We start from the raw sequence: 13,547 nt of genomic DNA on the forward strand, positions 1-13,547 counted from the left end.
TATTACGGTTCGAATAGTGCCAGTCATTTTGGTCGGATGATGCCACTTATTTCGGTTCAATTTGTGCCAATTTAGTTTGAAATAGCATAGTTTGTTTACGGTTCGTTTTGTGCCAGCTTAATGTTGGATTATCAGAGCTGCCATATCACCGGAATATTACGGTTCGTTTTGTGCCACTTTAAAAGATCAAGCAATTACCTTATCGCTGTATTTAGAAAAAGCGATATGGCCAACACACTTGATCCGATGGACTTAAAACAGATCATTACTTTACACCTTGACGGTATCAGCAACCGCAGGATAGCCTCGATCCTTGGGATCTCCCGCAATACGGTGAATACGTATATGCAACTTTTTTCGGCAAGCGATCATCCCCTCGGGGAACTACTTGAGCTGGATGCGGCAGCATTATCCGAACTCTTTACCTCGCATACGACGGTCGATACCGTGCGTCATAATGAGCTGATGCTATATCTTGAACAGGCCAACCAGTCCCGTACCCACCCCGGATTCACCTTTCAGCACCATTATCAGCAGTATTTTGGTCAGGCCCGGGATCCGTACAGTTACACCCAGTTTCTGGAGCACTACCGACGCAAATATCCCAGGGAAAAGGGTTCTATGAAACTCGATCATGTTGCCGGTGAAGAAATGTACATTGATTTTGCGGGAAAGAAACTGCACCTGGTAAACAGGGAAACTGGAGAGCTTATCCCTGTAGAAGTCTTTGTATCCGTCCTTCCCTGTAGCCAGTACACCTACGTGCGTGCCTGTATGAGCCAGAAAAGAGCCGATTTCATAGATTGCTGCACCCATGCACTGAGCTTCTATGGCGGTGCCCCCAAGGCCATTGTATCGGACAACCTCCGTTCTGCCGTCAACCGTGCCAGTAAGTACGAAGCGGATATAAACCGTAGCTTCAAGGACTTTGCACGACATTACAACTGCGTGATCAATCCCACCCGGGGATATTCACCCCAGGACAAAGCACTGGTAGAAAATGCTGTGCACCTTGTATACCAGCGCATCTACTATCCGCTGCGGGAGATGACCTTCTTTTCCCTTGAAGATCTCAACAGGGAGATCTCTAGGCTGTTGGAGCGTTACAACAATCTGCTGTTCCAGCGTAAGGAGTCAAGCCGTACCGAGCTTTTCCAGTGTGTTGAACGGCAGTACCTTAAACCTCTGCCCACGGTGCCCTACGAGCTCAAGGACTATAAAAGGGCTAAAGTTCAGAAGATGGGCTATGTCTACTTCTCGCCCGATAAAAGCTATTACAGTGTTCCCTTCCGCTATATCGGAAAAGAGACCCAGATCCACTATACGAACAGTCTGGTTGAGGTCTTCCATAACCAGCAAAGAATCGCCATACATCAGCGCAACCTGTCCAAAGGGAGCTATGTCACCAATACCGACCATCTGAGCAGTACCCATAAGTTCTATTCGGACTGGAATCCGGAATTCTTCAGGAAAAAGGCTGCAGTACACGGTGAGCACGTACTGCGCTGTGTGGAGTTTATCCTTACCGCGCAGGATTACCCCGAGATAGGCTACAAAAGGGCTCTGGGAGTCATTCAGTTACACCGGCCCTACGGTTCCGAGCGACTCGACGCAGCCTGTAAAAGAGCACTGCAAACAGATGCCTGCTCCTATATGCGTATCAAGAATATGCTACAGAACAATATGGACAGGGTACCGCTATCCGATCAGGTCACAGAATCTTGTAAAACCCATATCCCTGCGCATGGTAACATACGCGGAGCTTCCGCCTACAAATAAATAAACCATCTAAAAAAAGAAAAATGAACAATCAGACAATCGAGAAACTACGGAGCATGCGCCTTGGTGCCATGGCCAGACTGCACCAGGACTACGTCGAACAGAACAGATTTGAAGGGATCACCTGCGATGAATACCTTGCCCTGCTGACCGACCACCAATGGGAAGAGCGTGAGAACGGAAAAATTGAACGGCTGTTGAAACTTGCCGCATTCAGGCAGGATGCCAGCATGGCCGATATCCGGTACGCTCCCGAGAGAAACCTGGACAGGAATATGTTTACCAGATTATCTACACTGGATTTCATCCAGCGAAAGGAAAACCTCATCATCTGCGGAGCCTCGGGAACTGGAAAAAGCTACCTGTCACAGGCACTTGGGCACCAGGCATGTATGTCGGGAATGAAAACCCTATACGCAGTCACGGCAAGGCTCTTTAAAAGACTTAAGCTCTGTAAAGTAGACGGAACCTACATCAAAGAGATCGAAAAACTCGGAAAAATAGAACTGTTGATACTTGATGACTTTGGTCTACAGGCCTTTGATACTCAGGATAGGGAGACTCTTATGGATATCATCGACGACCGTCACGCTAAAAAATCCACCATCATCTCCTCACAGATACCCGTATCTGCATGGTACGATATTATCGGTGGTGAAGGTACTATTGCTGATGCAATATTAGACAGGATAATAAACTCCTCACATAGGATAGACCTCAAAGGTGAATCCCGCAGAAAAGGAATATTAAAACAGGAATAATCAGCAACTTTTTATATCATTGTATGATCTTTTTTAGTGGCACGGTTTGACCGAAATCGATGGCATGGTCACTCCGAAATAGCCATTCCCAGCTTTTCTTTTAATTGATGATTATCAAGGTAATCATCACAAATAAATAAATCACGAATACTATTTTCATCATTTTTCACTAAAACTGATGAATTCAATATTTCCAAATAGCAAGAGTAGATACAAAATAATATATATTTCAAATCACGATCCTGATATGATTTCACAAAAATATTATTTTTAGGTATCTTCATATTAAACTAAGGCTGATTTGAATTGTAACTATGAAAAACTTCAACAAACTCTGATAAGTCTAAATAAGCTAATGCTGAGTGCCATGATTTATACTGATTAGGTTTAGCAATATAAAAAAAATCATCTTCAACACCTTTAATATCTTTCTGTAAGAAAAGGTCTGTACTTAATTGCTCAAACCCAAACTTAGAAATTGTACAAAGCAATTCTCTATCACCTTGATTTGTCCAATAAATTGTAGACGAACGTTGTAAGCTATTTAGAATGATTTTGAACTTCATGAGAATAGTATGTTCAGAATGCACTATTTCAACCTCAAAAAAACGCACATCACTATTAAAACGACGACCAAAATGATCAACAAAAATCTGCGCATAAGCAGTCAAATACTCTGACTCGTATGGGATCTTGGCAATTACTTTATTCTTTTCTAGCAAACTTCCTTTTAATAGAGGAATGGTAATATTATTTGTATAGTCAATCAAGCTATTTTCTTGTTTAGAAATTCCATAGTATTCTAAAAGAATAAGATCAAGGTGATTATAAATATTTTTAGCTTTTTGAACCAATTCTAACTTATTACCAGTTTGAAATTCTTCTTGATCAATTAGTTTATATAACTCTTTTAGCTCAACAACATTAGATTTCAGAGTATTGATATCTTGTATCAGAGGTAATGGAATTGAGAATTTATCTTCTTTATCATGAGACTGTTCTCTTTCAATTCCTATTGAAGAATTCGTATTGACAAGAAAATAGCTAAATAATGCCGAATTAAAAAGAGTCTCCAATAAAAACATGACATCAATGGCTTGATCAGTTAGTGGTTTTATACCTGTTACAGCATCAGTATATATTACATCTTTAAATGAAATTGCTGATTTTAATTTATAATCATTACTTACTCCTTTGCCAACGAGTAAGATGGGAGATCTAAACAAATCTATTTTTCTCGGTCTGTGCACAAACTCTAAGTCGAGCAAAAAGTTATTTGTATATATCACCATAAACGGTTTTAGATCTTTTTGCTTCGAATTAACAGAGTACTTTATAGTTTTATGTTCATCAATCGAATTTTCATCTCCTCCGCCTACCGATACGCCCTTTCCAAAAAGAAAATGTTCCTTATTAGATATACAATCATAAATAGTTTGATTCTCTTTTAGCCTTTTAATAAAAAAATAATCTAAAACATTTCCATACACTAAAGTCTTCCAAAGCCAATCATCAACCAAAAAATGCTTTTGTGCTACATCCTTAATGTCATATTTTTCGATCACAAGCAATTTAAAGGTCTTGAAGAAAATATTTGGTTTTATTGAAATATGCTTAACAATATTATTATTTATCTCATTCAAATTAGCTTTGGAATAAAAAAGTATAGTAGCTGGAGCGGTACCTTTATCTTCATTATTTTTCTTAATATCTGCGCCAAAAACTAAATGCCTTACAGAAGATAATTCAAGTATTTGACGAATTTTAAAATTATTTAATAAATATTTTCTAAAAATACCCCTTTTATCTTTTTTCCGACTAATTTTATATAACACTTTACTGACAACAACAAAGGCTGTTTCATCAAAAACAAAATCCCCAACTCTTACAAGAAAGGCTTCTGCAATCTCTCGATTCTCAATTTCTAAATTGACATTTTCACTTTTTTTATTTTCAATATATCTTTCAAAAGGCTGCTTTGCTTTGGGATGTTTAGTTGCCCAAGGAGGATTCCCAAGGATAAATTTGAAATGATGCTTTTTTAATTCTGAATCAAATTTCTTCTCGGTATCAAAGAAATCACTTACAAAAAAGTTGGTTCCTATTAATTCGGGGAATCTAAATCCAACGATACTCTTGGGTCTTAAATTATCCAACAAAGTAATATATAGAGAAAAGATGGCTACACTAACGGCATTTTCATCTTTGTCTACACCAAATATGTTGTCTTTTAAAAGTTGCTTAAGTGTATCCTTGTATGCTTCATAATTCTCTTCATTCAGATATGAAGAGTTATTTTTCTGATATTGAAAAATAACTTGTCTCAGTGTTTCTACTAAAAAAATACCAGACCCACACGCAGGGTCAAGCACTTTACAGTTATAAACATCAGGGTTTTTTTCAAAATAGTTTACGACTGTTTCTTTCTGAATATAATCTACTAGAAAAAGTGGTGTATAATATGCTCCGCTATCTGCCTGTTTTTCAATTCCAATGAATTTCTCATAGACATTACTAATAAACTCAATCGGTATAATGGAAAAATCATAGATATCGAATAAGGAAGATTGTAAAGCACCATCATTATATATTACATGTCCTAAAAGAAGATCTTTGATTTTAGAAAGATGAGAAATAGTAACCTTATCTTTTTCAAATATTTCAATATTATCAATTCTATAGGACAAAGGAAAAAGGTTTCCATTAAAATCTTCCTTTACTTGCTTAAAAAAATCGTAGGCTTTATCTTTATCATCTAGGATATTATAAAAATCTTCCTTATCAGTAATCCCATATTTATTTAGTTCAACCTTTCTATCGATCAAATATCTAATAAAAATTACCCTTCCAATTAAAAAATTGGCAACTTGGGCTGGAAGATCCTTCTTTAGATTATTTCTAAGATTGTCAATATTATTGAGGAGATAAAAATCTACCCTATTACTCTGTTTAAATTTCTCCTGATATTTTTCCCAGCTACTACCTGTAATGATTTTAAAATATTCAAAATCAGATAAATTATTACTATTTTCGGAAGCAATTGTTTCTAATTCTTTTTTATTATCTAAGAGATTGAAACCATTTTTTACTACCCATTGCTTACCATCATGGATGAATATTGCAGGAGATTGATTGAAATTCCAAACTTGCTTTTCCAATAACTCTAAATCCCTTTTGCTACTAAAAAAAAGTATTAATGGCTCGTTATTGATGCAAAAAATATAATCAGGATCTATTTGCTTAAAAGATTCAACTAATCTATTTGGGAGAAAATTTCGTTTATAACTAGACAGATCATCTCGAGAATACAAACCATCCTTATCGGATAAATTTAAAAATTCTAATAGTTCGTCTAATTGCATAATAAAATAAAATTGTAAAATCGCGAATTTACTGAATATACATTAAAAGCTGTATATAAAAAATTTTAATTCACCTAAAAGCCAAATTTAGAAAATCCATATTAAAAAAACTATTTTTTTTAGCAAAAAAAGAGAAATTAAACGTATCCGCCCTATGAACTACAGTTCAGCTGATTTTTTGAAGTTCTGGGGATATAGCTCATTAATTATTTGTTGTACTTTCATCAAAATTGATGAAGAACCAATTTACTCCGGATATGCAATTGGGACACTTACACCTGAAATGATAATGTAGAAGATCTGAGATTATCTAAAGTCTAGTGAAAATTGACTAATATTATTATTTGGTGTATTCCTAATTTCTCTAATATTTGAATCGATAATAGACCTTGTTAGTATAAACTGATATTTTGGATATTTCTCTAGAGTATTTTCCAAGTGCTTTTCAATTATAAAATCTTTGTTAGAAAGATCCATTATAGTCTTAAATAGGTAATGTCTATTTCGGAGATGCTGGTCCGTAATATCCAAATATGAAGGAATTTCATGATACACGCGCAAAGGATCAGGAACTGTTACGCCAGATTCAGACTTTTATGAAGCGTGAAAATGATGTACTGTCAAGGATCGTTAAGGATTATGGTTCATTGCAGAATCTGGCTGTTCAGATTGCCGATGCTACAGGAAAAGAGGTCAACAGATTGGTTGACAAGGAAAAAGAGATTGCTTCAAAGCTCGCTGAAATCCCTGATCAGGTCAATGTAAGATATCATTACGGAATTGATATAAAATCCACGCCAGTGATCATTGTAATGATATTATTATCGATCTTCACGTCACTGGGTTTAGGAATTCTATATGAAAAAAACAGACAATTGGACAATAGAAAATCGTATGAGATACGCTACCGTATGATGGAATTGGAGCTACCTAATGTTACATCGCATATCGATTCCACATACAGGTCGGATCCTAACAAATTTCAAAATTTGGTAATTAAGAGGGAAGAAGAAAACAAGCTTTTATTCAACGTTCAAAGAAAACGTCAAGAAATAGAAGAACTGAATGGCAACTTTTAGCCCTCTAATTACAATCTAAAAACGATATATGCTATCTGACTCACAAAACTACATCGGTATCCACTAATGTAGTTTTACGAAATCAACTTCTTACAATAGATAATTTTGCTTGGATCTATCTGTCCTTTAAAATCAATGAAAGTATTTGCTCTTCTTAAACAATCCACAAAAGACTCATTATTAACCTTATATAGATATAAAAAATAAACAGCGTTACCTATATATTTTATAGAATCCCTTTCGTGATGTATTTTAACGACTAATGGCACAGATTTTTGAATATACTTTTCCCGTAATAACTCTATACCAGGTAGACCAACACCGGCGCTAAAAATATCAGTTATTATTTCTGGCATTCGAAAATAATTATAGTATCCAAAATTTGATAAATCAAAATCTGCTATATCTCGAAACAAAGTTCCATATGGTCCCCAATTGCATTCATTCATTAGCTTGTTCTGGAATCTAGAGCTTTGATATGCGGCATCCTTCAATTGCATCATATCAACATCTATGCCATCATTTATAGAATCTAAATCATGCCATATCCTTTCCAGAGCAAAGGGAACTGGCAAAAGGCCGTTTCTAGAAATTTGACATTCAGTCCCACTCAAAAGACGAGTAAAATGAAACCAGGTACATTCAAGATGTAGGTTGGTCTTCAAGAGATTTTTCGAAACAAGACTGTTATAAATCTGTCTTTCAGGAAGAATGTCCACAGAAGAATCCGGAAACCAATTATTTATAAATTCAGTAAATCCTCCATAATCTAATTTTACATTTCGTATCACTGACTCTTCTAATGTATTTACATCTTCAAAATCCAAAATGGCAACATTAATTGAACTCATACAATTAATTACATTAATTTTAAAATTCTAATTTTGAATTGCTGTAAGAATACCATTTTCGAAATAAATATATTCATTATCCTCTAAAACCCATTGCTCCGAAACATTACCTCCAATTTCGGTAGTGTTAATGTCTATTGGCTTGCTTAAAAGAGCAAGCCGAACCGCCCGTTTTGTCATCCCAATCTTATAGATATGATTCAAAACATCAGAAAAAACTTTTACACCCTCTTCTTTTTTTAGTCGATCAAAAACTTCTTTTTCTCCAAAGTAAGCACCATAAAACTTATCGCCTTCAACGTTAATTTCTCTACCTTCTCCTTTCAATCTATATTCCACCGGAATTTTATCGGAATTTTGAGAAACATACACATCGATAACAGCCCATTCACTTCCTATAGTCGCCTGAAAAGCCACTTGATTTAAATCCACCGTTTCGTTATATGAAGTAGAATAGCTATTTAGTCTTTTTGATCGAGCATAATAAACTTTCCCTTTCATCTCACGTTGAAGCTTTTCAAAATAACCATGAACAATAAATGGAAAGTGACTCGGGAGCTCATAATTGTACATGAAATAGATAATTTCATTATTCTTTGTGTCCTCAAGTTCCAGATAGAATTTATCTTGATTACAACTCTTAACGTAGAATGTTCTGTTAACTAGATCTTCATACGGCGTACTATACCTATCTGGATGTCTTTTATCCTTATAATAAACATTAGATTCATCAAATTCAGATTTCAACGGATTTCGAACAAACCCTCTAAATCCATACTTAACCATAGTTGGCCTCAATTCTCTAACTGTAAAAGTTTGCCCTTGATACTCATACATTAGGATACCAACAAAATTCTTTGTACTATCATACTTTGTTCTGTAAAGTGTTGAATTCTGCGAAAGTTCTTGATTTGGCCTGTCATTATATCTTATTTGTGAACTGGCATTTAAACAAAACAAACCAAGTATCTCTATTAAGAAAACATATTTTAATAATTTCATAATCTATATTAATAAACCTCTATACACAATTATAGCCTAAAAATTTCCACTAAAATACCAATAATCCTTAAAAAGAATATTAAAGAGATGATTTATGTAAACCAAACTATCATTCTAAAACGTATTTGTTAGCTAGTTTAGCTATTAAAAAAATGAAGTCCTTCCTGTGCATTTTCGCGATGGGCCCACTGTTGAAAACCACTGAGTTTATTACGGTAATATCGCCTTAATTTATTGGCGGATATACCATAAAATGAGCTAATAGTTTCGATGCTATGCGCTTGATTATCCGCTGATACCTTTTAAAAAAGCCGCGAAATCTGATGTGACACGCGTTCCTTTTGCTACTAAATTCCAATCCCTATAAACTACCTTACCAGTATCTTGATTGAGCCATCTTCGACGTTTAACATGTAAATAAACTTGCTGACCACGAATAGGAAAATCTTGTAAAGTAACGGGATCAAAAAAACCTTTGGATAATAAGCTATTGGTTTTGAATTCATCAGGAATAACATTCATCTCCTCCAAAAATATATCCAAGCGACATTCGCCTTTTGAATAATGGGTCATTTCAAAATAATCGGAAACCCCTTCTGGAATAATGAGAGGCATTAAAGCTTTAAATGAATCGTGCATCTGAATAATATAATAATGCAAATATCCGATTATTCTTCTTCTACTCCACAGGTTTTGTACATGATCCAAAATAAAACTTATATAGCTTAACTTTCGGAAATGAATAATAAATCAGTCCGAAATATGTCCGAAAATCAAAAAAACCACTGATTATCAGTGGCTTTTGTCGTCCTGTCGGGACAATTTTCGAACCATTTTATTAATGATTTAAAACTGTTGTTGTCCGATATTGACTTTTAATATCATAGAAAATTCAAGTAAATGAACTTTATCTTTTTTTATTAACGGTGCAAAAATATGCATTTATAGTAATACAAAGCAACAATTTCGTTGCGAAAATTTCGAAATAATTTATAAAAAACTCTATGCCAATACTTTAATTAAAATTATAAGACAATTTTAAAGCATAAAAGATTAATTTAATCAGTATTTGCAAATAATATGAGTTCTATAAACGCTAAAAATGTTATTGGTAATAATTTAGTAAATTGTATTTACAGCATTTAATTTTTATATAACTATACATACATAACTTCATTTAGTGTATGAAATGTCACACATTTAAACTCTGTTTTCATTTTTCGTCCTGCTCATCCATTCTTTTGATAAGTGCATCGCGAAGACTATCGAGAAATTTGGTTCGATTTATCTTCCTTCCTTTTAATTCTAAATAAGAATGATAGAAGTCTCCTAAATCAATATTAAACATATTCTCAAATGTTTTTGCTATAACCTTAATATCAATATTACCATTTTCAATTGAACCATTGGAATGTAGAGAATAGATTAACTCAACCAAAGCTGTTTTACTACCAGTCCAATTTAAACTTAAATTTTTTGATATATGTTTTTTATTATTGTTATTCAATTGGTCTTCAAGATATACCTGTATTAAATCGTTGGCAATAATTTTAGCTACTTTATAATCGTGTGAGGTTGCAAATTTATGATCTGCTTCAAAATAATAAGTATCTAAGCTTAATTTTATATCATGATTTCCTCTGATAAAGTATTTTTTATCTAAATGGGTGCTATTAGTTCTGTAGTATTTATAAAATTCCAAATTAGCATCAAAAAAACGCTTGATCTTACTAAGCTCAAGATTGAGATATTGTTTAATAATTTTATCACCTCCTCTGGGCCGTTTTGTTTCAATTTTATATATAGAATTTAAATATATCAATTTTGAAACTAACTGAGGTTTAAGTTGTTTGAAAAAGAATATTTCTTCATCTTCATCTTTGAATCCTTTTTTCTTGACATATTCCTTTGCCGAATCAAGCCTTTGTAAAACTAATACAATAGCATTTTCATACAACTCTAACGAGTTATTGCTATGCTCGTAAGTCAGTTCAGTTATTCTATCATCCAATTCATTCATCAAAGAATGGCAATAATCTATCATTAAAACAAGGATTTTAAATTTAAAAACTGGCATAAAAAATAAAATGAGGTAATAATTGCAGGCATCCTACAATAAATTACCTCATTTTAAATTGCGATAGTACAATTATTTAAAAGAATACTATCCATTATCACTCTCAGGATAAAATATAGAGTGATAAATTACTCTGCTAAAGGTTCTGCTTTAAATCCTTTTCTCTTAACGATAGCGATGATCTCATCTTCTGTAATTCCTTCTGATTTTACAGTTAAGATTTTATCATTATTAGCTGTATCTACATTCCATTCACAGATACCTTCCGCACTGTCAAAATCTGCTTTTACTTTTGATACACATCCTCCACAATTAAGGTTTGTCTTGAATTGAAATTCTTTATTTTCCATTTTTTAATTTATTTATAATGTATATTTATACTACAAAATTCTGTATTTTCTTATTTTTTTTATTATGATATTCCTTGTTTGATTTACGATTTTTACTGATTTTTTTTAGTGTTTGTGATGATGATTATGACCTTCGCTCGTTTTGTTACCCTCAGCAACATGTACCGTAAAATCTACAGTGTGCACTTTATTACTAATCTTAAATTGCATCCACATTCTATATAAACCTGGTTTCTTGATCAGTGTTTCTGCATAAATCTGATAACTTTCATTAGACATTGGGTGAATATGCAAAAATTCTTTTTCAGCTTTGCTTATCATTACAATATGAGCTTTTGCTCCTAAATAGTTTTGCAATTCAGCGTCATTAATCTTGTTACCATTTTTTAGAATCTCAAATTGCAATGGCTGGCTTGTATTTGTTTTCAAATCTGCACCATTCAATAATTTGGCAGTATAACCATCTGATTCCGATTCAAATTTTGCATTTGTATCTAACTGTGCTATTTCTGTAGTATTTCCTACTACATTTAACGAATGTTTGTAAACATTCCCTTCCTCGTTCTCAGGCTTATAATCTACAAAAAATAAGTAGTCCCCAGCAGTTGGAAATATTTCATCAATAAGATAAGAACCGTCTTCTTGTTCAATGGGATGGATATGGTCAAACCAAGTTAGTTCTTCATTCACAACTAGAAGATGCATTTTCATTTCATGTACTTCTTCTAATGACACAACTTTATCTTCGTTCTTTACAATGATTTTAAACTGCGTCGATTTCCCTGCTTCAATAACTTCAGGTTCAGAAGATATAATCACATCAAAATGTTTTGCTGTTCCTTTATTTTCTGGAACTAAATTCATTCCACATTTTGAACATTTATCACCTTTATTCCCTTTGACTTCTGGGTGCATAGGGCAAATAAATATATTTTCGCTGCTGGATTGATGTTGTGTATTCATAATATTTTTTTTTAAAACGTTAATTATTTTGATATTATAACTTGATTCTTTTCTAATTACAAAGTTCCTTATTATTTCGTTTTTATTAGTTACGATTTTTTGGAAGATAATTGTGATTTTTACTGATTCTCGTGCGCGCTCTTATTTGTCATTGTAATTTTAATTACCGCAATTAATGTAATAAGAAGCATTGGAATTAAAACAATATTAATGCCATTCCAGCCCCAATTATTAAATAAACTTCCTGCAAAAAAACTGGCAATACTGATTACTGCAAAAACCGTGAAGTCATGAAATGCTTGTGTTTTTTCTTTCTCTTCAGGTCTATATACTTGTGTTAATAATGCGGATCCACCAATAAACAAGAAGTTCCAACCTAAACCAACAATAAATAATGCCGATACGAAATGTGTAAAATCGGTACCAGAAAGAGCAATGAAAATATAGAGAAACAAAATCGACAATCCAGTTGTAATGATTCTATAAACTCCAAATTTCTGAATGAGGATGCCTGTAAAAAATGAGGGCAAAAACATACCTAACACATGCCATTGAATTACAGTTGCCGAATCATCAGAACTATGACCGAAACCATGCATTGCAATAGGCGTAACCGTCATAGACATTCCCATCACCGCAAAAGCTGTAGCTGATGAAAGCACAGCTAAAACGGCATCTTTACTTTTGAAAATTTCTTTTAATGAACGACCTTTTTTTAAAGATTCATTATTTCGAGCTACCGGCTTTGCTTGAAATTTAAGTAACGAAACTACTCCAAATGCCAAGACACTTAAAAGTACAATAGAAAAAAAAGAATATGCATAAGGCATGCTTCCCAAATGCTGTGTAAATCTTGCCAAATTAGGTCCCGCAAATGCTGCAACGACACCTCCGGCAATCACAAAAGAAATGGCTTTACTCTTTGCATTATCCGGCACAGAATCTGCAGCCGCAAAACGATAATACTGTGAAAACCCTTGATAAGCGCCAATCAACATATTTCCAATAGCAAAAATCCAGAACGAATTCTGAACAATTCCATACCAAGAAACTAAGCCAGCAAGAACGCCTATCAATGTTCCAATCATAAAGGCTTTCCTTTGACCTAAATTTTTAATAATTATTGACGCTGGAATCATCATAGCTGCTGCGCCAACTGTAATCATCGCAACTGGAATGGTTGACATGTTTTTATCAGAAGCCATAACCATTCCTACAATTCCTGAAAGTGTAATGACTAATATCGATGCGGTCTGAAATAATGCTTGTGATAAAAACAAGAGGTATACATTATTCCATTTTATTTTAGCTGTCATAATCTTA

Annotated in this window: 11 protein-coding genes; 3 read left to right on the forward strand and 8 right to left on the reverse strand. The window is 33.8% G+C overall.

Annotated elements, in window-relative coordinates:
• The first annotated feature begins 225 nt into the window (after positions 1-225).
• Both istA and istB read left to right on the forward strand, forming a co-directional pair.
• The gene (gene istA / locus BGP15_RS26500) at positions 226-1,779 is read left to right on the forward strand and encodes an IS21 family transposase (RefSeq protein ID WP_286771206.1); all 1,554 of its coding nucleotides are present in this window, start codon (positions 226-228) and stop codon (positions 1,777-1,779) included.
• Between the two features lie 23 nt (positions 1,780-1,802).
• A complete protein-coding gene (istB, locus tag BGP15_RS26505; protein WP_286771207.1) occupies positions 1,803-2,540 on the forward strand; it encodes an IS21-like element helper ATPase IstB in 738 nt (245 codons plus the stop codon).
• A gap of 290 nt (positions 2,541-2,830) precedes the next feature.
• Here the strand turns inward: istB and BGP15_RS26510 are convergent, their stop codons facing one another.
• Positions 2,831-5,902, reverse strand: coding sequence for an Eco57I restriction-modification methylase domain-containing protein (locus tag BGP15_RS26510; protein WP_286771208.1), 3,072 nt, complete (start codon positions 5,900-5,902; stop codon positions 2,831-2,833).
• A 533-nt stretch (positions 5,903-6,435) separates the two neighbouring features.
• Here BGP15_RS26510 and BGP15_RS26515 point away from each other — a divergent pair.
• Positions 6,436-6,981 (forward strand): hypothetical protein, encoded by a 546-nt coding sequence (locus BGP15_RS26515; protein WP_088162613.1) that lies wholly within the window; start codon positions 6,436-6,438, stop codon positions 6,979-6,981.
• Positions 6,982-7,055: 74 nt separating this feature from the next.
• Here BGP15_RS26515 and BGP15_RS26520 read toward each other — a convergent pair whose 3' ends face one another.
• The 7 genes from BGP15_RS26520 to BGP15_RS26550 all read right to left on the reverse strand — a co-directional run bounded on the left by BGP15_RS26520 (position 7,056) and on the right by BGP15_RS26550 (position 13,540).
• On the reverse strand, positions 7,056-7,832 hold the full coding sequence (locus BGP15_RS26520) for a hypothetical protein (RefSeq protein ID WP_088162612.1): 777 nt from the start codon (positions 7,830-7,832) through the stop codon (positions 7,056-7,058).
• 27 nt (positions 7,833-7,859) lie between these two features.
• The gene (locus BGP15_RS26525) at positions 7,860-8,834 is read right to left on the reverse strand and encodes a hypothetical protein (protein WP_088162611.1); all 975 of its coding nucleotides are present in this window, start codon (positions 8,832-8,834) and stop codon (positions 7,860-7,862) included.
• 285 nt (positions 8,835-9,119) lie between these two features.
• Positions 9,120-9,473, reverse strand: coding sequence for an ISAon1 family transposase N-terminal region protein (locus BGP15_RS26530; protein ID WP_088162610.1), 354 nt, complete (start codon positions 9,471-9,473; stop codon positions 9,120-9,122).
• A 574-nt stretch (positions 9,474-10,047) separates the two neighbouring features.
• Positions 10,048-10,878: an RteC domain-containing protein gene (locus BGP15_RS26535; protein WP_038330969.1), complete on the reverse strand. Its 831-nt coding sequence runs from the start codon at positions 10,876-10,878 to the stop codon at positions 10,048-10,050.
• Positions 10,879-11,039: 161 nt separating this feature from the next.
• On the reverse strand, positions 11,040-11,261 hold the full coding sequence (locus tag BGP15_RS26540; protein WP_038330965.1) for a heavy-metal-associated domain-containing protein: 222 nt from the start codon (positions 11,259-11,261) through the stop codon (positions 11,040-11,042).
• 105 nt (positions 11,262-11,366) lie between these two features.
• Positions 11,367-12,224, reverse strand: coding sequence for a DUF8832 domain-containing protein (locus tag BGP15_RS26545; protein WP_228388405.1), 858 nt, complete (start codon positions 12,222-12,224; stop codon positions 11,367-11,369).
• 119 nt (positions 12,225-12,343) lie between these two features.
• Positions 12,344-13,540: an MFS transporter gene (locus BGP15_RS26550; RefSeq protein WP_038330962.1), complete on the reverse strand. Its 1,197-nt coding sequence runs from the start codon at positions 13,538-13,540 to the stop codon at positions 12,344-12,346.
• Positions 13,541-13,547: the final 7 nt, after the last annotated feature.

Source organism: Sphingobacterium sp. 40-24 (genome assembly GCF_001899705.1).
GTDB classification, from domain to species: Bacteria; Bacteroidota; Bacteroidia; order Sphingobacteriales; family Sphingobacteriaceae; genus Sphingobacterium; species Sphingobacterium multivorum.